This window comes from Corynebacterium sp. HMSC034B08 (assembly GCF_001835805.1).
In the GTDB taxonomy this organism is placed as follows: domain Bacteria; phylum Actinomycetota; class Actinomycetes; order Mycobacteriales; family Mycobacteriaceae; genus Corynebacterium; species Corynebacterium coyleae.
This window is the reverse complement of the sequence record NZ_KV825964.1, coordinates 139428-162721: the sequence shown is the minus strand read 5'-3', so window position 1 is coordinate 162721 and position 23294 is coordinate 139428. Positions and strand designations below refer to the sequence as shown.

The following is a 23294-nucleotide window of genomic DNA, read 5'->3' as shown; positions in this document are numbered from 1 at the left end:
AGGGCGACCTAAGCGGTGAGAAAACCGCTTAGCTCTCCTCGGTATCGTTCTGCGCTGCGCTTGCTTCCTCAGCGGTGCGCTTGATCTCGCCCACCAGCACCTGCATGGCATCTTGGGTTTCCAACACACCAGCAACAGCGGCCTTGAGCGAGGACGCGAGTTGCTCGTCGCTTAGCCCTGCGCCGATCGCGATTTCCGATTCGGTGCGCACAACGATCGTCTCGGTGCGGTTGACCACGAGCGCACGCGCGTCGAGGTACGAGCTGTTGACCTGGTTTGCGGCCAGGTACAAGGTGGCATCGGGCGTGTCGGACGGGGTGTCGGTAACCGAGTCCGCACGCAGGATCAACACTGAGTCCAACAGGACAAACAGCAGGTTGAATCCCTTGTAATGGGCGTGGCCTGCGCGGCCAGACGGGTCGTCGGAAACTTCGATGCCCTGCTTCGCCATCGTTTCGATGACGCGGTCGATGGTTACTTGAGTTGCGGTGCTCACTGCTGCGGTTCCTCCCAGTTCACGACGGTCGGGAAAGTGGTTTTGAGGTAGTCGAATGCCTGAAGCGTGGCGTCGATAGACGTCACAATGAAAGAGCCGAGCTGGTTGAATGAGGCTCCATCGGCGATGTTCATCGAGCGAATGGCGCTCACAGCCAGGTTGTCCTCACCGCGTTCGAAGAAACGCAGGGTCGGTGCAAAATGCGTCTGGTTGTGCTCGTTGCAGGCAAACAGCACCTGCGATGCGCTATCGCGGGGAAACTCGCCACGCCACAGGGCCTCGAAGATGAGGTGATCGCCGTCGAGGGCAATGACGATTGCTGCGTTGATAAAACCAGAGCGCACGGCTTGATCTTCGACGCGGTATTCAAGATTTTCTTCCTCAAAAATCGCGGCGATTGCTTCGGTAGTCACCGGTTCCGGAACGTTGCGTTCTGGGTGCTCGTTGGGCTGGATGGCTTCAGTCTCTTCTGTAGTCACACTTGCGAGAATACCCATCTGGGTGAAACTCCTCGCGATGGCGCGGTGCTGGTGCTAATGTGAAGCGCAGTCTCCGAGACTTCACACGGCCCCGATAGGCGGGACCGCGTCGATATTTCCTTTAAATGCCGCACAGAGAGGCGGGGAAGGAGGTTCGATGAGTGGAAACGAACGGTCGACGGTTGAGCTGCTGAACGCTCAGGACGTCGGTCGCACTGTTGCACGCATCGCGCACCAGATCATCGAGAAGACAACGCTGGACGACAGAGACGGACCGCAGGTCATTCTGCTGGGGATCCCGTCCGGTGGTGTTCCGTTAGCGCAGCGTATTGCGGAAGCGGTTGAAGAATTTTCAGGCGTGAGCGTGCCAGTAGGCAGTCTCGACGTCACTTTGTACCGCGACGATCTCCGCGACAAGCCACATCGGGCACTGCGCCCAACCCACATTCCGGTCGACATCGACGGGGCAATTGTCGTGCTTGTCGACGATGTCTTGTACTCCGGCCGAACCATTCGCGCCGCCCTTGATTCGCTGCGCGACATCGGTAGGCCAGCCGCGATCCAGCTCGCAGTGCTGGTCGATCGTGGCCACCGGGAGCTGCCAATCCGCGCGGATTACGTAGGCAAGAACATCCCCACATCGAAGGACGAAGATGTCACTGTCGCGATCGCCCAGCTCGACGGTGAAGATCGCGTGACCCTGGAACGGGAGGCGTAAATGAGGCACCTCATCGATATTGCAGATCTCAGCCGCGAAGAGATCATCGAGCTGATGGATGAAGCGGACCGCTTCCGGGAAGCTCTGGATGGTCGTGAGATCAAGAAGCTTCCGACCCTGCGTGGCCGCACTGTGATGACGTTGTTCTACGAGAACTCGACGCGTACCCGCTCGTCGTTTGAGACAGCGGGCAAGTGGATGAGCGCCGATGTGATCAATCTGTCTGCGTCTTCATCTTCGGTGAAGAAGGGTGAATCGCTCAAAGACACCGCTGCAACTTTGGAGGCAATCGGTGCAGACGCGATCATCATGCGCCACCCTGCTTCGGGTGCTGCACAGCTTCTGGCCAAGTGGTTGCCGAATACAAGCATCGTGAACGCAGGTGACGGCCAGCACCAGCACCCGACACAGGCTTTGCTGGATGCGGTGACCATGCGCCAGCACATTGGCGATGTCGCTGGAAAGCGCGTCCTGATCGTCGGCGATATTTTGCACTCCCGTGTTGCTCGCTCCAACGTGGATCTACTGCACATCTTGGGCGCAGAGGTTGTGTTGGTTGCGCCGCCGACGCTGCTGCCTACCGGTGTGGAGTTCTGGCCGGCACGTGTCTCGTATGACTTCGATGCCGAGATTGAGCACGCAGATGTCGTGATGATGCTGCGCGTGCAGGCCGAGCGCATGAACGGCGGGTTCTTCCCGTCGCACCGCGAGTACGCCACCTTGTACGGCTTGAGCGTTGACCGAGCCGACCGCATGAAGGATTCGGCGTTGATCATGCACCCGGGTCCGATGCTGCGTGGCATGGAAATTAACTACGACGTGGCCGATCGCGACAATGCTGTCGTTCTCGGCCAGGTCTCTAACGGCGTGTACACCCGCATGGCCGTGTTGTTCACACTGCTCGCCGGCACTGGCGGCGAAGAAGGAGCGATCAAGTGACCAAGCTTGCACTCAACAACGTTCGTCCATATGGCGAGGACGTGACCAGCATTCTCATTGACGTGGAAGACGGTGTCATCGACTCCATTGGGGAAAACCCGTTTGACGATGCTGATGAAACCATCGACTGTGGTGGCAACGTGTTGCTTCCTGGTCTCGTCGATATGCACGTGCACCTGCGTGAGCCGGGCCGCGAGGACACCGAAACCATCGCTACCGGCTCGGATGCTGCCGCCAAGGGAGGCTTCACCGCTGTATTCACCATGGCGAATACCAACCCAGTGATCGACCAGCCGTTCCTCGCCGAGGCGGTCTGGGAGAAGGGCCAGACGTACGGTAAATGCGATGTCTACCCGGTGGGCTCGATTACCAAGGGACTCGAGGGCAAGACGCTCACCGAGATCGGTCTGATGGCCCGCAGCGGTGTGCGCATGTTTTCTGACGATGGCAAGTGCGTCAACGACCCGCAGCTCATGCGCCGCGCTATCGAATACGCCAAGGCACACGACGTGATTCTTGCCCAGCATGCGGAAGACCACCGCATGACCGAGGGCGCTGTAGCCCACGAAGGCGAGCAGGCAGCGCGCCTGGGGCTTCGCGGTTGGCCACGTGTCGCGGAGGAATCCATCGTCGCACGCGACGCCATCATGACTCGTGACTACGGTGGTCGTTACCACCTCTGCCACGCGTCGACCGAAGGCACGGTCGAGCTGCTTCGCTTCGCCAAAGCACAGGGCATCAACGTTACGGCAGAGGTCACCCCGCACCACCTGCTGCTTACCGACGAAATGCTGTCCACCTACGACGGCCTGTTCCGCGTCAACCCTCCACTGCGCGAAAAGCGCGACGCTGAAGCGCTCAAGCAAGCGCTTCTCGACGGCACCGTGGACGTCATCGCCACCGACCACGCTCCTCACGGATCTGAAGACAAGTGCGTGGAGTTCGAGCACGCCAAGCCAGGCATGCTCGGCCTAGAAACGTCCATGGCGATCGTGCACCGAGTCTTCGTCGAATCGGGTCTTGCTGACTGGCGCTTCGTGGCCAAGGTCATGAGCGAGCGCCCTGCCGAAATTCTGCGGCTTGAGGACCAGGGCCGTCCGATCGCGGTTGGCGAGCCAGCAAACCTCACCTTGATTGATCCACAGGACACCTGGACCGCAAAGGGCAAGGATATGGCGTCGAAGGCGTCGAACACTCCCTACGAAGGCATCGAATTTAACGCACGCGTAGTTGGCACCTGGCTGCGCGGCACCCAAACCTACTCTGCAAAGAAGGCCTAAACCCATGACAAAAACACAGCAGCAGCGCACCCGCGCACAACTCGTCCTCGACACAGGCGAGAAATTCACCGGCTTCGTCTTCGGCGCAGCACCGGAAGGTGACATTGAAGGCGATCTCAAGAGCATCATCGATATGTTCGGTTACGAGCGCGAAATGTGCTCTGCCGATAACGACGGCAAGATCCTGGTGTTCGCTACACCGCACATCGGCAATGTTGGCTGGACAGGTGAAGGAGCAGGGGAGGAACGTACGGCAATCACGGCAAAAGCCGTGGTGATCCGCGATCTCGCTCGCATCGCATCGAACCAGGAAGCAAAGCACAGCCTGGAAGAAGAAATGAAGGCGCAGGGCATTACCGGCATCTGGGGTGTAGACACCCGCAGGCTGGTCCGCCACGTCTCACAAGCGCAGCACGAGGGTAAGTCGGTGCGCGTGCAGGTAATCGTCGAAAAGCAAGAAGCTTAAAAGAAAGACCAGGAGAAACATTATGAAGCGAGAAGATCTCAACCACGTCCTGGTCATCGGCTCCGGGCCGATCGTCATCGGACAGGCGTGCGAGTTTGACTATTCCGGCACCCAGGCGTGCCGCGTGCTCAAAGAAGAAGGCCTGCGTGTCACCCTGGTGAACTCGAACCCGGCGACGATCATGACCGACCCTGAGTTCGCCGACCACACGTACGTAGAGCCGATCCAGCCGGAGTACATCGACCGCATCCTCGCCCGCGAGGCAGAGCAAGGCCACCCGGTTGATGCGATTCTGCCGACGCTTGGTGGGCAGACTGCGCTGAACACAGCCATCAAACTCGACCGCCTTGGCATTCTGGAAAAGCACGGCGTTGAACTCATCGGCGCAGACATCGACGCGATTGAGCGCGGCGAAGACCGCCAAAAGTTCAAGGACATTGTTGAAAAGATCGGCGGCGAGTCCGCCCGTTCCCGTGTCTGCTACACCATGGAAGAAGTGGAAGAAACCGTCGCGGAGCTCGGCTTCCCAGTCGTCGTGCGCCCGTCGTTCACCATGGGTGGTCTCGGTTCCGGCCTTGCCTACGACATGGACGACTTGCACCGCATCGCCGGCGACGGCTTGACCGCATCGCCAGAAGCGAACGTGCTCATTGAAGAATCCATCCTCGGTTGGAAAGAAATCGAGCTCGAGCTCATTCGTGACTCGGATGACAACTGCATTACGGTTGCGACGATTGAGAACGTGGATGCCATGGGTGTCCACACGGGCGACTCTGTCACGGTGGCGCCGGTGTTGACGATGACCGAGCCCGAGGTCACCAAGATGATCGAACAGGGCAAGGCCATCATCCGTGAAGTCGGTGTCAGGACCGGTGGCTGCAATATCCAGTTCGCCATCAACCCCAAAGACGGCCGCATGATCACGATCGAGATGAACCCGCGCGTGTCGCGTTCGTCTGCACTTGCGTCGAAGGCGACCGGCTACCCGATTGCCAAGGTGGCAACCCGACTCGCCATTGGCTACACGCTCGACGAGATTGCTAACGACATGACCGGTGGCGCAACCACTGCGCTTGAGGAGCCGTCTCTCGACTACGTCATCGTCAAGATGCCACGCTTTACCTTTGAGAAGTTCCCGGACTCGGACGAGACTCTGGGCACCTCCATGAAGGCGGTTGGCGAGGCCATGGGTATTGGCCGCAACTACATCCAGGGCCTGAACAAGGTCATGCGCTCGATGGAAGACAAGCCAAACGGCTTCTGGACTCGTTCCGACGAGTACGTCGCAGGAGAGCGTGCAAATGACGTCGCAGCGGTGCTCGAAGACCTTAAGGTGCCGACCGACAAGCGTCTCTACGATGTCGAGCTCGCGCTCCGCCTCGGCGCGAGCGTTGATGAGGTCTACGCAGCCTCCGGCATCGATCCGTGGTTCCTCGAGGAAGTCGCTGGGCTGGTCGAATTTCGCCAGGTGCTTATCGACGCCCCTGTGCTCGACGCAGATCTTCTGCGTGAGGCAAAGGCTCAAGGCTTGTCCGACGCCCAGATTGCTACGCTGCGCCCAGAACTCGCGGGCGAAGATGGCGTGCGTCAACTGCGATGGACGCTGGGTATCCACCCGACCTTCAAGACCGTGGACACCTGCTCGGGCCAGTACGAGGCGAAGGTTCCGTACTTGTACTCGGCGTACGAACTCGACCCGGCTGCCGAGTCTGAGGTTGACCAGTTCACCGGTGCAAAGGAAAACAGCAAGGGCAAGGTCATCATCCTGGGCTCTGGTCCGAACCGCATTGGTCAGGGCATCGAGTTCGACTACTCCTGTGTCCACGCCGCCCTGGAACTGTCCCGCGTTGGCTACGAGACCGTGATGGTCAACTGCAACCCGGAGACCGTTTCTACCGACTACGACACCGCGGACCGTCTCTACTTCGAACCGTTGACGTTCGAAGACGTGATGGAGATCTACCGTGCGGAAGCCGCTACCGGTGAGGTCGCTGGCGTTATTGTGCAGCTCGGCGGTCAGACCCCGCTGGGCCTCGCGCAGCGTCTCGCGGATGCGGGCGTGCCGGTCGTCGGTACGAGCCCCGAGGCAATCGATCTGGCGGAGGACCGCGGCGAGTTTGGCAAGGTGCTCGAAGCAGCCAAGCTTCCAGCTCCCGCATTTGGCACCGCAACCTCCTTCGAAGAGGCTCGCGAAGTGGCCAACAAGGTTGGTTACCCCGTCCTCGTGCGCCCGTCTTACGTGCTCGGAGGCCGTGGCATGGAGATCGTTTATGACGAAGACTCCCTGCGCAACTACATCGAGCGCGCAACCGAGCTCAGCCCGGACCACCCAGTGCTTGTGGACCGCTTCCTTGACAACGCCATCGAAATTGACGTCGATGTGTTGTCTGACGGCAACGAGGTCTACCTCGGTGGTCTGATGGAACACATCGAGGAAGCCGGCATTCACTCTGGCGACTCCGCCTGTGCGCTTCCGCCGATGACGCTCGGCCCCGACGACATTGAAAAGGTCCGTCGCTCCGCTGAGGCACTCGCTCACGGTATCGGGGTGAAGGGTCTGATGAACGTCCAGTTCGCATTGAAGGACGACATCCTCTACGTCATCGAGGCAAACCCGCGCGCGTCGCGTACGGTGCCGTTCGTCTCCAAGGCGACCGGCGTCCACCTTGCGAAGGCTGCAGCACGCGTCATGCTCGGCGCGACGATCGCTGAACTTCGCGACGAGGGCCTCATCCCGTCCGACTACGATGGCGGATCCTTGCCGCTGAACCACCCGATCGCTGTGAAGGAAGCGGTACTGCCGTTTAGCCGCTTCCGCCGCCCAGACGGGTCGATTCTGGACACCATCCTCGGCCCGGAAATGAAGTCCACCGGTGAGGTCATGGGGCTTGCCCCGTCGTTCGGTGTGGCATTTGCTAAGACCCAGGCCGCTGCTTACGGCGAACTGCCGACGGAGGGCACGGTCTTTGTCTCCCTGGCTAACCACGACAAGCGCACCCTGATCTTCCCGATCCAGCGTTTGTCCACCATGGGGTTCAAGGTGATCGCGACGGCAGGTACAGCGCAAATGCTGCGCCGCAACGGCATCGAATGCGAAGTAGCACTCAAGGGCTCCGAAGTCCGCGAAGGTGCGAAGGGCCGTTCCATCGTGGAGCGGATCTTGGACGGAGAGATTGATCTCATCCTGAACACTCCGGCGGGCTCGACAACCGCGCGCCACGATGGCTACGACATCCGTGCCGCAGCCGTGATCGCGGATGTACCGATCATGACCGATGTGCAGGGTGTTACCGCCACAGTCCAAGGCATCGAAGCAGTGCGCAGCAACTCTATTGATGTGACCAGCCTCCAGGAGCTCGAGCACAGCGTCTCCAAGAACGCAGAGGGTGGCCAGTAGTGGTACAGCCCCATGCCTCCTTCGGGGAGCGTCTCGTTGCCGCTGGTAACGAATATGGCCGACTGTGTGTAGGCATCGACCCGCACGCGGCGCTGCTAGACAAGTGGGGTCTTCCGGACACCATTGATGGTCTGCAACGGTTTTCCTCGGCTTGTGTTGAGGCCTTTGCAGGATCAGTTGCGTTGGTCAAGCCACAGGTTGCCTTCTACGAGCGGTTCGGCTCTGCGGGTTTCGCGGTGCTCGAGGAGACCCTCGCCGCACTCCGTGAGAGCGGGACGCTCGTCGTCGCGGACGCCAAGCGCGGCGATATCGGCTCCACGATGGCTGGATACGCCGCCGCGTGGCTGCAACCAGGCTCACCGTTGGAAGCGGACGCGCTCACGCTGACACCGTATCTGGGTGTCGGGTCGCTGGAGCCTGCCATCTCACTTGCTGCAGCGCACGGTAAGGGCGTGTTCGTGATGTCTGCGAACTCCAACCCTGAAGCTGAAGCGTTCCAGACGAGTGAAATCGATGGGCGCATGGTGTCGCAGTGGATGGTCGATGAATGCGCCACGTACAACCAGGGCGCTGCAGTAGGCCACGTTGGTGTCGTTGTCGGTGCAACTGTGGCGAAGCCGCCGGTGCTCGACGCGCTCAATGCTCCAGTGCTTATGCCTGGGGTCGGAGCGCAGGGAGCGACGATGGAAGACGCGGCGCAGATTGCAGGTGCAAACGCACACCTGGTGTTCCCGAATGTTTCCCGTTCCGTCTTGTCTGCTGGACCGGACGTTACTGAACTGCGGAAACGTGTCGCTGAACTGGTAAAACAGCCATAACTAGCGGGTCCATTTCATCGGCTGAGAAAAACCCTGGTAGTTTAGGTGCGTCGCAACGGTGACATGGAGAAATGCAGCAAGAATGCGCTCCATTTTCCCGGTGCCAACCAGATGCAGTGTTAGACTGTGTCGGATGCGGTGCGTCTCCTGGAACGCAGAGTGTGGAGGAGGCCCCGCGCCGGCACGAGTCGGCCTGAACATATTGAATGAACTACCTACATGGAGGAACCCGTGGCACTTCCACAGTTGACCGATGAACAGCGCAAGGCAGCCCTCGAGAAGGCGGCTGAGGCTCGCAAGAAGCGCGCTGAGCTGAAGGCCTCCCTGAAGCGCGGCGAGACCACGCTCAAGGACGTGCTGGAGAAGGCTGACACCGACGAGATCATCGGCAAGACCAAGGTTTCCGCTTTGCTCGAGGCCATGCCGAAGGTTGGCAAGGTCAAGGCTCGCGAGATCATGGAGGAGCTGGAGATCGCTCAGACCCGTCGCCTGCGTGGCCTGGGTGAGCGTCAGCGTCGTGCTCTGCTCGAGCGCTTCGGCTTCGAAGAGAACTAAACATGGCTGAGGTGGCGCCCCGCGGGCAGCTGGTCGTTTTGGCCGGACCGTCTGCCGTAGGTAAGTCAACGGTGGTTAGCCGCCTGCGCGGCGAGGTGCCGGACCTCTACTTTTCTGTCTCGATGACAACTCGGGCTCCACGCCCGGGCGAAGTCGACGGCAGGGATTACTACTTCGTCTCCTCGAATGATTTTCAACAGCGCATCGATGCTGGTGAGATGCTGGAATGGGCTGACATTCACGGAGGCCTTCAGCGCTCGGGCACGCCTGCGGGTCCGGTCCGTGAAGCTCTTGCAGACGGGCGCCCGGTACTCGTAGAGGTGGACCTCGCAGGTGCTCGCAACATCAAGCAGCTCATGCCTGAAGCGCGTACAGTGTTCCTTGCACCCCCGTCGTGGGAAGTCCTCGTTGAACGTCTCACGGGTCGTGGGACCGAGACGGAAGCTGTGATTGAGCGCAGGCTCACCACCGCGCGCGAGGAGCTCGATGCGCAAGGGGAGTTCGACACCGTTGTTGTGAATGACGATGTCGACGATGCCGTTGCACACATTGCGCGCATCCTTCTAGGCGCAACATCCGACAACAATTAGCGAGTGGGTTTTAGTGACTGAATCAACCAATGACCTGTCGCAGGACACCGCTGTTGAGGAGACTCAGCAGGAACGTGTCTACGACACCCCGGACGGCATTACCGCGCCCCCGATCGATGAACTGCTGACGAAGGTCTCGTCGAAGTACGCTCTGGTGATCTTTGCAGCCAAGCGTGCACGTCAGATCAACAGCTTCTACCAGAACTCCGAAGATGGTGTTTTCGAGTTCATCGGCCCGCTGGTAACGCCAGAGCCTGGTGAGAAGCCGCTGTCGATCGCGCTGCGTGAGATCGAGGCAGGTCTCCTCGAGCACGAGGAAGGCCAGTAAGCGCTTCTGCTAATGACGCCGTTGTGCGAGCCAATGGGGCTCGCACAACGGCGTTTTTGTATGCTTGGCCCACATGAGCGAAGCCACGTCTGCCCCCAAGAACGTTGTGATCGGTGTATCCGGCGGAATTGCTGCGTATAAGGCATGCCACTTAGTCCGTGACTTTAAAGAGCATGGCGATAATGTGCGCGTTATCCCTACGGAAAGCGCGTTGTCGTTCGTGGGCGCAGCAACATTTGAGGCGCTGAGCGGAAACCCAGTTGATACTGGGGTATTCAAACGTGTCGACGAAGTCCAGCACGTCCGTCTCGGTCAAGAGGCCGATCTCATCGTTGTCGCACCTGCAACCGCTGATCTCATGGCCCGTGTCGCAGCAGGCCGAGCAGATGACCTGTTGGCTGCAACCATTCTTGTGGCCACATGCCCCGTCGTGCTTGCGCCTGCAATGCACACCGAAATGTGGCATAACCTAGCGACGCAACACAATGTAGAGGTGCTTCGTTCGCGTGGGATTACGGTTCTTGAGCCGGCGCATGGGCGCCTGACGGGAAAGGACACGGGTCCGGGTCGTTTGCCGGACCCTGAGGCGATTGCGCAGCTAGCCCGTACGGTGTTGGCAACCGGTCCAATGAAGCAGACGCTCGCAGGAACCCGCGTACTTATTAGCGCGGGAGGAACGCAAGAAAATATTGATCCTGTGCGTTTCATTGGTAACCGATCCTCTGGCAAGCAGGGGTTTGCACTCGGGGACATCGCAGCGCAGCGGGGAGCACAGGTCACGATCGTGGCTGGAGCAACCGCGGAACTATCTGTGCCCTCAGGGGCGGAGGTGGTGCGTGTGCAATCCACACGTGAGATGAAAGACGCGATGGATGAGCGTGCCGCAGGCGCAGACATCATCGTGATGGCGGCCGCTGTGGCCGATTACCGTCCAGAATCTGAAGCTACGACGAAACTGAAGAAGGGCAAGAGCGATGACGCGCTCTCCGTTGTTCGCTTGACCGAGAACCCGGACATCCTTAAAGGTCTCGTCGAAAAGCGAGATGCTGGCGAGACTCATGCCACGATCGTCGGGTTTGCAGCTGAGACGGACAACGAACTTGAGAATGGTCGCGCGAAACTCAAGCGTAAGGGCGCGGATTTGCTCATGCTGAACTCGGTTGCTGGTGGCAATGTGTTTGGCCAGTCAACTAACCGCGGTTGGTTGTTGAGTGCGTCTGGCGAAGAACTGGAAATTGAGGACGGAACGAAACACGAGGTAGCTGCTCGGATCTGGAATGCGATTGAAAAGCTTCGCGCTTAGCTTTGCGTACTTAGACCGCTTGGTCTAGTGTGTTGGAGAATCAGCCTCAAGGCCACGTAAAGGAAAGATCCGTTGTCACTCGACACTTACTACCGACTGTTCACCAGTGAGTCCGTCACTGAAGGGCACCCAGACAAAATCTGCGATGCGATCTCGGACGCGATTTTGGACGACATGCTCGCGCAGGACCCACAGTCCCGCGTTGCAGTGGAAACCCTCGTTACCACTGGACAGGTTCACGTTGTTGGAGAGGTGCGCACGTCTGCGTACTCCAATATTGCGAAGATCGTGCGCGACAAATTGGTGGAAATCGGGTTCACCTCTTCCGAGGTTGGTTTCGACGGCAACAGCTGTGGCGTCAACATCGCAATCGGTGATCAGTCGCAGGAGATTGCGGATGGCGTGACCACCTCCCAGGAGGTGCGCGAACAGGCCTCCACTGAAGAGACTGACCAGTCTGGTGCGGGTGACCAGGGGCTAATGTTTGGGTACGCCTCCAACGAGACCCCTGAGTACATGCCGTTGCCGATTGCGACTGCGCACCGCCTTTCACGCCGACTGTCCCAAGTGCGCCACGAGGGCATCGTCGACGGCCTTCGCCCAGACGGCAAGACTCAGGTCACGTTTGCGTACGACGGTGATACCCCGGCGTTTATCGACACGATCGTGATCTCCACGCAGCACGACCCACACTTCACTGGTGAGGCACTTGAGAAGGCGCTGCGAGAGCACGTTATCGCTTGGGTCATGGAAGATGCCGGTCTGGAGAAGTTCTACCGCGAGGACACCAAGGTCCTGATCAATCCGTCTGGCTCGTTTATCTCCGGTGGTCCGATGGCGGACGCAGGCCTGACCGGACGCAAGATCATTGTGGATACCTACGGCGGTATGGCACGCCATGGCGGTGGCGCGTTCTCTGGCAAGGATCCCTCAAAGGTGGACCGCTCCGGCGCGTATGCGACACGTTGGGTGGCGAAGAACATTGTCGCTGCGGGCCTCGCAGACCGTGTTGAGGTTCAGGTTGCGTACGCAATTGGTCGTGCAACCCCGGTTGGCCTGTACGTGGAGACGTTCGGTACCGCCGCTGAGGGGCAGACCAACGAGTCGATCCAGCAGGCAGTGGAGAAGGTCTTCGATCTGCGACCGGATGCGATCATCCGTGATTTGGATTTGAAGCGCCCGATCTACAGCCAAACCGCTGCCTACGGCCACTTTGGTCGCACAGACATCGATGTGCCTTGGGAGCACACCGATAAGGTGGACGACTTGCGCGCAGCCGCAGGCGTTTAAGTTTCCTTCGAAGCCGCTTGGGGTTTGTCCCAGGCGGCTTTTTGCTGTTCAGACTTCTTGTGGTTGCGCAAGGCCACGATTCCGACAACCACGCCAATGAGGATTGGCAGCCAGATCTTGGAGTATTCGAGCGCAACAAGAACCCACTCGGGCAAGTCCGGGAGGTCTAATTCAGGCCAGTTGATCTGGGGGAGCGGAAGATCCATTTGGGGAAGGTGCGGGACCGGAAGATCCATGTGCGGCAAGGTGATGTCGGGGAGTTCCCAGTCCGGAAGGTAGCGCAGAAGACGGTCGATGATTCGGCTTACGATCGGGCCGAGCACAATCACTGCCAGCGCCCAGCCACCTTTGCCCAAGCCTTCGGCCATGGGGATGAGCGTGCGCTTGAGCGAACTCGATTCCATTGTTCGACGCCGTTTCGCACCGCGTGAGCCTTCTGGCGGATCGAACTCGACGATGGTGTCGCCCTCCCGAAACTCGACACTGAGCAGTTCGTCGAAGCCACTTGCACGCAGTTTAAGGTGAGGCTTTTGGCGGTCAACGCCGATCCCCATTGGAGTCTCGAGTTTTGCCCCGCCGTTTCCAAAAAGGGGGAGTCGCCCGCTGTTCACGTCGTTGTAGCGGTGCTGCACGGTGCCGTCGACACGCACTTCCATGCGCTCACTCGGATTCTTTGCCCAGAGTTCGACGCGTTCGGGCAGCGTGTGTTTGTCTGTGGCCAGGGTGCCTTCCTTGTCAGTCTCATCTCCGGGCCACTCAGGGTCCTCTGCCGCGAAGTCGCGGTCGAATCCCACACGCAGTTCGATAAGCCCATACTTCGGGTGGTTGAGGCTCCAGGTTTCCATCGGCTACACCTGCGCACTGCTTGTCGACGACACCGGGGCCGGCTGCTTGCGCACCAAAGACATCAGCCATGCGCAAAGTGCCGACACGACAGCCACGCCGAGTGCATAGATGAAGGTGCCGTCATTGAAGTAAAGGATCTTCGCCACCCAGAAACCGCCAGCGGCGGATAGTGGCAATGTCCAAGAGGGACGGAAGCAGTAGCCGTCGACAAGCCCCGCGATAGCAGCGACAGTAAAGATGAAACCAACGAGGAGCCATGGCGTGCCAGCGACGGGAATGAGGAGTGCAGGTGCGATCACATACAGTGCAAAAACGGCATAGGGAAGTGCCTTGAGCCAACCTTCGCGGTCTGCAGTGTCTTCCGATTGCTCGTCTGTATGCTCGCCTGGATCAGTCATGGCGACGAAGTCTAACGGCTAATTCGCGTGGGTGTACACACGCCCCGGGACGGGGTCCTTAATCATCTCGTCGAGGCTTACCGGACGCAGCCCCTTGGCGCGCAGACCATCGATGATGCATTCCGCTGCGTTGATGGTCGGCTCGTGGATGTCGTGCATGAGCACAATCGATCCAGCTTGCGCCTGATTGACCGCTATGGAGCAGGTGCGTGCGGTGTCACGGTGGCTCCAATCCATCGTGTCAACGTCCCAAATTGCCAGCGATAGGCCACGGGCCTTGGAAGCATTGATTACACGGCCGTCGTAGGAACCATAGGGCGGGCGCACCCAGTGCACCTTCACTCCCGATTGCTTCTCAATGGCAGCACTCGTGTCGCTGAGCTGTGACCCGATCGTCCCGTCGGATTGGCGCGCCAGGTCCGGGTGTGAATACGAGTGGTTGCCAATCGTGTGGCCCTCGGCGCGGATGCGGCGCAGGATCTTCGGGTTTGCATTGACGTTGTTACCGACGACGAAAAACGTCGCATGCGCATTCTTGCGCTTGAAGATGTCGAGCAGGCGCTCCGTACCGGGAACCGGTCCGTCGTCGTACGTAATTGCTACGCAATTGCTGCAGTTGGTTGCGTTAGGAGACAACGTTGGCTCCGCTGCCGGGACCACGGTTACCGGCACAGTCTCTTCTTCCTGCGGTGCAGGGCGCAGGTGAGGTGGCACGCTATCTCGAACTTGTTGGGGGAGTTGGTTGTATGCCTTGCGCCAGTTGTCCTGTACGGCTTGCTGTGCGCCTTGCGACGAGCCGTGGATGTAGGCGGATACGTTGTCGATCGGCGAGCCGTTACCTGGACTAAGTATCGGGCCAAGGGAGGAGCCTGCAAAAAGCAGTTGTGTCTGCTTGCTTCCTAGCGAAAGATTTGTGACGTCAACCGCATGTGCTTGGGGAGCAGTCATGGCTCCTGCGGCAACTGCAGCGGATATACAGACGGATAAGACTGCGGGAAGCAGACGTTTCATGGCGGAAGCGGGTCCCTCATCGGCGCGATTGATTTGTGATGCATCTATTACTACCGCACTGTTTCGCACAGCTGAGCCTTAGGCCCGGAGTGTCGTGTCGTGGCGTGGTTTAGAATGCTGCACCATGTCGAACACGCGAGCTGCCAACCTGCCTGTGGCTCGCGTGCTGCCTATGTTGGGGCTCGCGCACCTTGATCGGGCCTTCGATTATCTTGTCGACGAGCAGGATGCCGATGCCGCACAGCCAGGCGTCCGCGTGCGGGTTCGGTTTGCAGGCAGGCTCGTGGATGCGATCGTGCTGGAGCGGGTGTCGTCGACAAGCCATGAAGGCTCACTGCGCTTCATCGAACGCGTTATCTCACCCGAGGTCGTGGCCCCGGAGCACACGCGCATGCTTATCGACGCACTCGCGGACCGGTACGCAGGCATCCGATCCGACATTTATCGCTCTGCAATACCCGCACGACATGCGAAAGCGGAAGAAACGGATACCTCCACACCATGGGTGGCGCTCGGGGAGGTCGCCGAGCCGGACCTTTCCGCATGGACGACGTACACACACGGTGAGTCCTTCGTCGATGCCGTAGTAGAGGGAAAGCTGGCTCGTGCCGCGTGGCAGTTGGTGCCGGGCGAGGATTGGCCTGCCGCGCTTGCCGCACTCGCTGTCAAGGTGGCAAAGGACGGCGGTGGCGCGCTCATCGTGGTTCCGGACCAAGATGCTGTTGACCGTTGCGAGGAAGCGCTACGCGAGCTCGTTGCGGCAAAACAAGTGACGACTTTGACCGCCTCCCAGGGACCCCAAGCACGGTATTCCCGCTACCTGTCCGTTCTGCACGGCCAAGGGCGCATCGTGGTAGGGACCCGCTCCGCCGCGTTCGCGCCGGTCCAGAACTTGCGGTTGATGGTCGTCATGTTCGACGGCGATGACAACCTCGTGGATCCTCGCGCGCCCTACGTTCACGCCAGGGAGGTGCTCACGACGCGCTCGAGCCTTGAGCGCGCATGTTTGGTCATCGGTGGATTCTCACGCACAGCAGAGGCGCAACTGTTGGTGGAATCTGGCTGGATGCACGAACTGGTCGCACCCCGCCAAACGCTTCGTACACGTTCGCCTTACATTCACGCCGCGGGCGATTCTGACTTTGAGCTTGAACGGGACCCGAGGGCTAAACAGGCGCGTCTTCCTTCGCCAGCATTTGCGGCTGCGACGAAAGCCCTTGAGCGAGGCACTCCTGTGTTGTTCCAGGTTCCGCGCACCGGGTATATCCAATCACTCGCCTGTGGGCAGTGCCGTACACCGTCGCGTTGCCGTTGGTGCAACGGTCCACTGGGGTTGCCCTCCGGCGGTGAAGCAGCGGCACCGACATGCCGGTGGTGTGGCCGAATGGATCCTGCACATGTGTGTCCGGCATGCGGTTCCCGGCGTGTGCGGGCTGTCGTGTTGGGCACCGAACGCACCGCAGAAGAGCTTGGCCGTGCGTTTGCGAAATATAGGGTCAAAACGTCCGGGGGCGATCGTATTTCGCGCACGATTGACGCGGGGCCTGCGATTGTCGTCGCCACGCCAGGTGCGGAGCCTCGAGTACCAGGCGGATACGGTGCTGCTGTGCTGCTTGACGCGTGGGCGCTCGTGCAACGCCCTGACTTAAGGGCAGTGGAGGACACGCTGTCGAAATGGATGGCTGCTGCCACGCTTGTCCAACCGCATGCCGATGGCGGAGAAGTCGTAGTGGTAGCGGAGCCGAGCATGCCGGTCGTGCAGCATCTCATTCGCTGGGACGCGCCGGGATTTGCAGCTGCAGAGCTGGCTTTGCGCCGCGAGGCGAGATTTCCGCCGGCGGTCCACGTTGCCGTGGTTGACGCGCCCCGAGACGCGCTGGAGCCGTTCTTTGAGCGCACTGACCTGCCGGACTACGCGGAGATCCTGGGTCCTGTGGATTTGCCCCGGGTGTGCGTTTGCCCGGCGAGTGGGATCAGCGTGAGTACGGTCCGGCGCAGCGCATGCTGGTGCGCGCGCCGCTAACTGGGCGGTCTGCGCTGGGCAAGGCGCTGCGGGCAGGGGCAGTCGCGTGGACGACGTCGAAGCAGGAGCTGCCACTGCGTATCCAGGTCAATCCGGTGGATATCGGGTAAGCGAAATTTCGCTTGTCCAGGTCAGTACACTTGGCGTTCATGGCCATACGCGACATTCGTCTATTCGGGGATCCGGTGCTCAACACGGCAGCGGAGGAGGTGGATGTGTTCGACGAACGCCTGCACAGGCTCGTGGGTGACATGCTTGAGACGATGGATGCGGCTGGGGGTGTTGGCCTAGCGGCAAACCAGGTCGGTGTCGCACAGCGAGTGTTTGTGTTCGATTGTCAGGGCCTTCGGGGACACATTGTGAACCCGGTGTGGACGCCGTTGGGCGAAGATACCCAAATTGGTGTGGAGGGATGTCTTTCGGTGCCTGATGTTCGCGGGACTGTTGAGCGGCACAACACCGTGGTTGCCCATGGCGCCGACATGTGTGGGCGCCCGCTGACACTACGCGGCAGCGGATTGCTCGCACGCTGCATTCAGCACGAAGCAGACCATCTCGACGGCGTGATGTTTACGGCCCGAATGTCGCCAGCTGACCGCAAAGCGGCACTCGATGCGATTGCCGCGGCGGAGTGGAATAAGGAGAACTAACCGTGAGACTTGTATTTGCAGGCACCCCTGAGCCGGCGGCAGTGGCACTGGAGCGGCTGCTGGCATCGGAACATGAGGTAGTGGCCGTGCTGACGCGACCCGATGCACGCAAAGGCAGGGGGCGCACGTTGCATCCGTCGCCGGTGAAGGCAGTTGCACTCGAGCATGGCATTGAGGTGCTCACACCCGAGAAACTTGACGACGACACCGCGGCCCGACTGCGCGACATCGCCCCAGACGCGATCCCGGTCGTTGCGTACGGCAACCTGATTCCTGCTGGCATGCTCGATATTCCGACGCACGGTTGGGTGAACTTGCACTTCTCGCTGCTGCCGCAGTGGCGCGGTGCTGCGCCGGTACAGGCCGCGATCCGCGAGGGCGATGCCTCCACCGGTGCGACGACGTTCCGGATCAACGAAGGGTTGGACACCGGCGACATTTTGGACACGCTCACAGACACAATTTCCGACGACGACACCGCCGGTGTTCTTCTCGAGCGTTTGGCGTACTCCGGCGCAGACCTGCTCGTTCGCACCATGGATGGTCTTGAATCCGGCACACTGACGCCGAAAGCACAGCCTGAAGAGGGAACCTATGCGCCAAAGATTCTCACTGCAGATGCGCGCGTTGACTGGGCCGCCGATTCCACGGTCATCGATCGGGCAATTCGTGCGCATACTCCAGCGCCTGGTGCATGGACTATGCGAGGCGAGGAGCGATTCAAGCTCGGGCCAGTAACGTCTGTCGATTCAACCGAGCTCGCCCCGGGCCAGGTTGCATTTGGCAAGAACGAGGTGCGAGTGGGAACCGGTACTCGTGACGTCGTGCTCAGCACGATTCAGGCACCCGGCAAGAAAATGATGAACGCAGCTGATTGGGCTCGAGGCTTGGCCAACGATGTCCGGGCGGAAGGGATGACGTTCGAATGAGTGGTGGATTCCGGTCACGCGCAGCAGGGCGCCGTGAACACCAGCCGAAGCGAAACGGGCGAGCAAACACGCGGCAGGCGCCGAGGCGTCGCAAAGAAGCAGCACCTGTGAACGCAACCGCACGCATCGGTGACCCGGCGCGCGAGGCGGCATTTGAGGTGTTGGTACGCGTCGAGCGCGACGCGGCGTTTGCAAACCTCACCCTGCCGACGGTCTTGCGTGAGCGAAAGATCACCGGTCGTGACGCTGCGTTTGCAACCGAGCTGACTTACGGCACGCTGCGCAGCCTTGGTGTTCTTGACGCTGTGATTGCAGACAACGCATCCCGCGGCCTGGACCGAATGGCTGTTGAAGTGCTGACCGCGTTGCGGCTCGGCACCTACCAGTTGCTGTACACGCGAGTGGAGGACCATGCGGCCGTCGACACCTCCGTACGTTTGGTTGAAGCGGCCGGTCAATTCAAGGCCAAGGGCTTTGTCAACGGCGTATTGCGCTCGATTACGCGGACTCCAGCGGAGGAGTGGCTCCGCAAGCTTGAACCGGAGGACCCGCTTGCTGCGGTGGCGTTCCGCCATGCGCACCCGGTGTGGATCGCGGAATCGATCCGTGCTGCACTGGGCTCGAGAGACGACGAGCTTGAGGCCGCGCTTGAGGCTGATTCAGCCCGCCCGGTCGTACATCTTGTTGCTCGACCAGGCGAGATGAGTGCGGAGGAGTTAGCGCTGGTCACTGGCGGAGAAGAGGGGCGCTACTCACCGTACGCCGTCTACCTCCCTGAAGGTGATCCAGGACAGTTGCAGCCGGTACGCGAGGGGCTCGCCGCAGTCCAGGACGAGGGCTCGCAGGTGATTGCGCGTGCGGTAGTGGACGTGCCGGTCGAAGACGACCAACGCCGATGGCTCGACTTGTGCGCTGGGCCGGGAGGTAAGGCGGCGCTTATGGGGGCGTTGGCTGCTATCGATGGCGCAGTAGTTGATGCCGTCGAAGTGAGTCCGCACCGTGCTGAACTCATTCGGAAAACCGTGCGTGATCTTCCTGTGCGCGTCCATACTGCCGATGGTCGTCGTTCTGGCCTTGAGCCGGGCTACGACCGTGCTCTCGTCGACGCACCCTGTTCCGGTCTCGGAGCGCTTCGCCGCCGCCCAGAGGCGCGTTGGACCAAGCGTGAGGAAGACATCGCGGAACTCAACGTGCTTCAGCGCGAATTGCTCTCGGCTGCAATCGAGCTAGTTAAGCCCGGCGGTATTGTCGTCTACTCCACGTGCTCACCCGATGTGCGCGAAACCAGGGGAATCGTCGACACGATCCTCGCTGATGGCAAGGTCGAGGAGCTCGATGCGAGCCAGTACGCAGCGGGCATGGATGACGTTGGCGACTTGCCAAGCGTCCAGATGTGGCCGCACCGACACGGAACAGACGCTATGTTTTTCGCTGTACTGCGAAAACTCGGACCCGAGCCGACCACCGAAGTTTAAGGACACCTCATGATTTACATCGCACCATCAATTCTTGCCGCTAATTATGCAGCGCTTGGCGACGACGTCCGCAAGGTCCCCAACGCAGACCTGATCCACGTTGACATCATGGACGGCCACTTTGTGCCCAACTTGTCCTTTGGTCCCGACGTGACCAAGGCGGTTGACGGCGTGACGGACCAATTCCTGGATATGCATTTGATGATCGAGGAGCCGGAGCGGTGGTTTGAAACCTACGTCAAGGCCGGCGGCGACCGCCTCGTGTTCCATGTCGAAGCGACCGACGACCATGTAGCTGCTGCGAAGCAGTGCCGCGAACTCGGTGTACAGTCCGGCTTCGCCATCAAGCCAGGGACCGCAATCGAGCCGTACCTCGATGACCTCGAGCATTTTGATCAGGTCATGGTCATGAGTGTCGAGCCAGGATTTGGCGGCCAGAAGTTCATGCCCGAGGTCCTGGGCAAGGTGATGACGCTTCGCGATCGCATTGCGGAAGCGGGCCTGGACACAATCATTGGTATCGACGGTGGCATTGCCAACAGCACTATCGCACAAGCGGCAGCGGCCGGTGTGGACGCATTCGTTGCTGGTTCCGCCGTATTCGGCGCTGATGACCCAGCCCAGGCGGTAGAGCGCCTCCGCGAGTTGGCAACTGAGGCTGCGCAGGCGTGACACGTGATAATCCCGCGTTAGCCAACGCGGTTTCTGCGGCCATAGCGGCGGGTGACGCAGTGCGCGGGACGACCTCGCCGAACCCGCCGGTGGGCTGCGCAATCGTGACCGCATCCGGGGAAGTTATCGCGACTGGCGGGACCTCTCCCGCGGGCGGGCCCCATGCTGAGGTCAACGCCCTGCGTGAAGCGGGACCACGGACGAAGGGCGCGACAGCCGTTGTCACTTTGGAACCGTGCAACCACACTGGCAGGACAGGTCCGTGCACCCAAGCGTTGGTGGATGCCGGAATTGCGAGGGTGGTGTATCTGACCGCTGATCCGTTTGAGCCTGCATCCGGCGGCGCGGATTGGCTGCGAACACATGGATTGGATGTGGCCCTACTTCACACCCGTGTGGAGGCACTGCAGCCCTGGCTTCGCTCGGTGCGCAACAACCGCCCGAGTGTGACGCTGAAGTTTGCGTCGACGCTGGACGGGTTTACGGCAGCGGCCGATAAGACGAGCAAGTGGATCACTTGCGACGAAGCCCGCGCCGCTGTGCACGCAGATCGCACGAAACGTGACGCGATTGTCATTGGCACGGGGACCGCGCTTGCTGACAACCCATCGTTGACCGCCCGCCACAGCGATGGCGCTCTGTATGAGCACCAGCCGCGACGTGTGGTCGTCGGTAAGCGGGCTGTTCCCAGCGGCAACCTGACCGAGCTCGGGTTTGAGCAATACGACACTCCACAGGCCGCGCTGACAGCGCTGTGGGATAGCGGCGCGAGAGATGTGCTTGTAGAAGGCGGGGCAACATTGGCGGCGAGTTTCCTGGAACTCGACCTGGTAGACGCGGTGCAGGCCTACATTGCCCCTGCACTGCTGGGGGCCGGACGGGGAGTGCTCGACCGCGAAATCGCGGGAACGATTGGCGACGCTAAACGTTTCCGCACCACTGATGTGCGCCGGATCGGCAACGATGTGCTTATAGAAATGGAGAAGGACTGAACTGTGTTTACGGGACTCGTTGAGGAGATTGGTGTCGTCGACACGCTTGAGCAGCTCGAGGATGCCGTCCGGATCGCGGTGCGTGCGCCGAAGGTCACCGAGGATGCATCACCGGGGGACTCCATCGCGGTCGACGGCGTGTGTCTGACGGTGGTTGACAACGTTGCTGGCGTATTCACCGCTGACGTGATGCGCGAAACGCTGGATCGCTCGCGTCTCGGCACCTATAGCGAGGGGAGCAAGGTCAACCTAGAGCGCGCGTTGGCTGCTGGTCAGCGCATGGGCGGACACATCGTGCAGGGCCACGTCGATGGTGTCGCCGAGGTTGTCTCTCGTACGCCTTCGAAGCACTGGGAGGTAGTGCGCTTCACTCTGCCCGCGAATCTTGGTCGGTATGTGGTGGAGAAAGGATCCATTACGGTCAACGGAACGTCGCTGACGGTTTCCGCGGTTGGAGACGATTTTTTCGAGGTGTCGCTGATCCCCACCACGCTGCGCGATACCACTGCTGGTGACCTTACGGTCGGTGATCCGGTGAACCTTGAGGTGGATATCGTGGCCAAGTACGTTGAGAAAATGGTGCAGGGCTAGGGTTGAACGGTATGACAGCATCCGCCGGTAGCGCCGGTAATCACACCACCGAATTGGACACTGTGGAGGAGGCGATTGCCGCCATCCGCGAGGGCAAAGCAGTCGTCGTCGTGGACAGTGAGGATCGCGAAAACGAGGGCGATCTCATCTTCGCTGCACAAGACGCCACGCCGGAGTTGGTGGCGTTTATGGTGAGGTACACCTCTGGCTACATTTGCGTGTCCATGTCGGACGAGCGGGCTACTGCCCTCGATCTGCCCCCGATGGTTGCGCAAAACCAGGACCTTCACGGCACTGCCTACGCCGTGACCGTTGATGCAGCAACCGGCACCACCGGTATTTCCGCCCGTTCGCGCGCCACGACGATCGCATTACTTGCCGACGATTCCGCGACCCCAGAGTCGTTTACGAGGCCCGGACACGTTGTGCCCCTGCGGGCGCGTGACGGGGGAGTACTTGTCCGGGACGGACACACGGAGGCAGCGGTAGACCTTGCAACGCTTGCGGGTAAGGCCCCTGTCGGTGCCCTGTGCGAGATCGTTTCTGAAGATGACCCGGCAGACATGGCTCGATTCGACGAGCTCCGCAGGTTCGCGAATACGCACGGGCTTCCGATGATTTCGATCGAGCAGCTCGCTGCGTACCGTCGCCAGCATGAACGATTTGTCGAACGCAGCACTGCTACTCGTTTACCAACGGAGTTCGGTGAATTCACTGCGGTTGGCTACCTGGATACGTTGACTGAGACCGAGCATGTTGCGCTGATCGCTGGGGAACTTGATGCACTGCGCGACGCCGAGGACGTTCTCGTCCGCGTGCATTCGGAATGTCTCACCGGCGATGTGTTTAGCTCCCGGCGTTGTGACTGTGGTCCGCAGCTTCAGGAATCAATGCGCCGCGTTCAACAGGAAGGCCGCGGCGTTATCGTCTACTTGCGTGGACATGAGGGACGCGGAATCGGGTTACTCGCCAAGCTGCGCGCCTACCGTTTACAGGACGACGGGCTCGACACCGTTGATGCAAACCTTGAACAAGGCCTGCCAGTCGA

General features: G+C 60.4%; 23 protein-coding genes and 1 pseudogene. 19 read left to right on the top strand and 5 right to left on the bottom strand.

What is annotated here, in order from left to right:
* Nucleotides 1-28 precede the first annotated feature (28 nt).
* Nucleotides 29-496, bottom strand: coding sequence for a YbjN domain-containing protein (locus HMPREF2656_RS07185; protein ID WP_070451375.1), 468 nt, complete (start codon nt 494-496; stop codon nt 29-31).
* A complete protein-coding gene (locus tag HMPREF2656_RS07180; protein ID WP_224212667.1) occupies nt 493-975 on the bottom strand; it encodes a YbjN domain-containing protein in 483 nt (160 codons plus the stop codon). Before HMPREF2656_RS07180 ends, HMPREF2656_RS07185 begins: the two co-directional genes overlap by 4 nt.
* 157 nt (nt 976-1132) lie before the next feature.
* Here HMPREF2656_RS07180 and pyrR point away from each other — a divergent pair, with 157 nt between their 5' ends.
* The 11 genes from pyrR to metK all read left to right on the top strand — a co-directional run bounded on the left by pyrR (nt 1133) and on the right by metK (nt 12659).
* Nucleotides 1133-1693, top strand: a complete 561-nt coding sequence (gene pyrR / locus HMPREF2656_RS07175; protein ID WP_070816217.1) for a bifunctional pyr operon transcriptional regulator/uracil phosphoribosyltransferase PyrR — start codon at nt 1133-1135, stop codon at nt 1691-1693.
* Nucleotides 1694-2632 carry an aspartate carbamoyltransferase catalytic subunit gene (locus HMPREF2656_RS07170; protein WP_070423099.1) on the top strand — a complete coding sequence of 313 codons (939 nt, stop codon included), beginning with the start codon at nt 1694-1696 and terminating at the stop codon, nt 2630-2632.
* On the top strand, nt 2629-3912 hold the full coding sequence (locus HMPREF2656_RS07165) for a dihydroorotase (RefSeq protein WP_070423100.1): 1284 nt from the start codon (nt 2629-2631) through the stop codon (nt 3910-3912). Before HMPREF2656_RS07170 ends, HMPREF2656_RS07165 begins: the two co-directional genes overlap by 4 nt.
* Before the next feature lie 4 nt (nt 3913-3916).
* Entirely contained in the window at nt 3917-4378 is a 462-nt protein-coding gene (locus HMPREF2656_RS07160; protein WP_070816216.1) for a carbamoyl-phosphate synthase domain-containing protein, read from the top strand.
* A 22-nt stretch (nt 4379-4400) separates the two neighbouring features.
* Nucleotides 4401-7775 carry a carbamoyl-phosphate synthase large subunit gene (gene carB / locus HMPREF2656_RS07155; protein ID WP_246825133.1) on the top strand — a complete coding sequence of 1125 codons (3375 nt, stop codon included), beginning with the start codon at nt 4401-4403 and terminating at the stop codon, nt 7773-7775.
* Nucleotides 7775-8593 carry an orotidine-5'-phosphate decarboxylase gene (pyrF, locus tag HMPREF2656_RS07150; RefSeq protein ID WP_070570393.1) on the top strand — a complete coding sequence of 273 codons (819 nt, stop codon included), beginning with the start codon at nt 7775-7777 and terminating at the stop codon, nt 8591-8593. Before carB ends, pyrF begins: the two co-directional genes overlap by 1 nt.
* Before the next feature lie 231 nt (nt 8594-8824).
* Entirely contained in the window at nt 8825-9148 is a 324-nt protein-coding gene (gene mihF / locus HMPREF2656_RS07145; protein ID WP_070423240.1) for an integration host factor, actinobacterial type, read from the top strand.
* A gap of 2 nt (nt 9149-9150) precedes the next feature.
* Nucleotides 9151-9738 carry a guanylate kinase gene (gmk, locus tag HMPREF2656_RS07140; protein WP_070423104.1) on the top strand — a complete coding sequence of 196 codons (588 nt, stop codon included), beginning with the start codon at nt 9151-9153 and terminating at the stop codon, nt 9736-9738.
* A gap of 13 nt (nt 9739-9751) precedes the next feature.
* Complete coding sequence (rpoZ, locus tag HMPREF2656_RS07135) at nt 9752-10066, top strand: DNA-directed RNA polymerase subunit omega (RefSeq protein WP_371325710.1); 315 nt, start codon at nt 9752-9754, stop codon at nt 10064-10066.
* 73 nt (nt 10067-10139) lie between these two features.
* Nucleotides 10140-11369 carry a bifunctional phosphopantothenoylcysteine decarboxylase/phosphopantothenate--cysteine ligase CoaBC gene (gene coaBC, locus HMPREF2656_RS07130; protein ID WP_141761036.1) on the top strand — a complete coding sequence of 410 codons (1230 nt, stop codon included), beginning with the start codon at nt 10140-10142 and terminating at the stop codon, nt 11367-11369.
* Nucleotides 11370-11441: 72 nt separating this feature from the next.
* Entirely contained in the window at nt 11442-12659 is a 1218-nt protein-coding gene (metK, locus tag HMPREF2656_RS07125; RefSeq protein WP_070423106.1) for a methionine adenosyltransferase, read from the top strand.
* Here the strand turns inward: metK and HMPREF2656_RS07120 are convergent.
* From HMPREF2656_RS07120 to HMPREF2656_RS12530, 3 genes are read right to left on the bottom strand one after another with little or no spacing between them, the layout of a single operon-like run.
* On the bottom strand, nt 12656-13504 hold the full coding sequence (locus HMPREF2656_RS07120) for a hypothetical protein (protein WP_070423107.1): 849 nt from the start codon (nt 13502-13504) through the stop codon (nt 12656-12658). The genes metK and HMPREF2656_RS07120 overlap by 4 nt on opposite strands.
* 3 nt (nt 13505-13507) lie before the next feature.
* A complete protein-coding gene (locus tag HMPREF2656_RS07115; protein ID WP_070816213.1) occupies nt 13508-13903 on the bottom strand; it encodes a hypothetical protein in 396 nt (131 codons plus the stop codon).
* Nucleotides 13904-13921: 18 nt separating this feature from the next.
* Nucleotides 13922-14851, bottom strand: a complete 930-nt coding sequence (locus tag HMPREF2656_RS12530; RefSeq protein ID WP_168167545.1) for a polysaccharide deacetylase family protein — start codon at nt 14849-14851, stop codon at nt 13922-13924.
* A 187-nt stretch (nt 14852-15038) separates the two neighbouring features.
* Between HMPREF2656_RS12530 and HMPREF2656_RS07105 the strand changes: the two are divergent.
* The 8 genes and pseudogenes from HMPREF2656_RS07105 to ribB form a co-directional block, all read left to right on the top strand.
* Nucleotides 15039-17047, top strand: a pseudogene (locus HMPREF2656_RS07105) (primosomal protein N').
* Nucleotides 17048-17086: 39 nt separating this feature from the next.
* On the top strand, nt 17087-17587 hold the full coding sequence (gene def, locus HMPREF2656_RS07100) for a peptide deformylase (protein WP_070423242.1): 501 nt from the start codon (nt 17087-17089) through the stop codon (nt 17585-17587).
* 2 nt (nt 17588-17589) lie between these two features.
* Nucleotides 17590-18516: a methionyl-tRNA formyltransferase gene (gene fmt, locus HMPREF2656_RS07095; RefSeq protein ID WP_070423111.1), complete on the top strand. Its 927-nt coding sequence runs from the start codon at nt 17590-17592 to the stop codon at nt 18514-18516.
* On the top strand, nt 18513-19991 hold the full coding sequence (locus HMPREF2656_RS07090) for an RsmB/NOP family class I SAM-dependent RNA methyltransferase (protein WP_070423112.1): 1479 nt from the start codon (nt 18513-18515) through the stop codon (nt 19989-19991). Before fmt ends, HMPREF2656_RS07090 begins: the two co-directional genes overlap by 4 nt.
* Nucleotides 19992-20000: 9 nt before the next feature.
* Nucleotides 20001-20663 carry a ribulose-phosphate 3-epimerase gene (rpe, locus tag HMPREF2656_RS07085; protein WP_070423113.1) on the top strand — a complete coding sequence of 221 codons (663 nt, stop codon included), beginning with the start codon at nt 20001-20003 and terminating at the stop codon, nt 20661-20663.
* Nucleotides 20660-21655 (top strand): bifunctional diaminohydroxyphosphoribosylaminopyrimidine deaminase/5-amino-6-(5-phosphoribosylamino)uracil reductase RibD, encoded by a 996-nt coding sequence (ribD, locus tag HMPREF2656_RS07080; protein ID WP_070770982.1) that lies wholly within the window; start codon nt 20660-20662, stop codon nt 21653-21655. Before rpe ends, ribD begins: the two co-directional genes overlap by 4 nt.
* A gap of 3 nt (nt 21656-21658) precedes the next feature.
* On the top strand, nt 21659-22246 hold the full coding sequence (locus HMPREF2656_RS07075) for a riboflavin synthase (RefSeq protein WP_070570380.1): 588 nt from the start codon (nt 21659-21661) through the stop codon (nt 22244-22246).
* An 11-nt stretch (nt 22247-22257) separates the two neighbouring features.
* On the top strand, nt 22258-23294 hold a 1037-nt coding region (ribB, locus tag HMPREF2656_RS07070; protein WP_070816378.1), incomplete at its 3' end, for a 3,4-dihydroxy-2-butanone-4-phosphate synthase.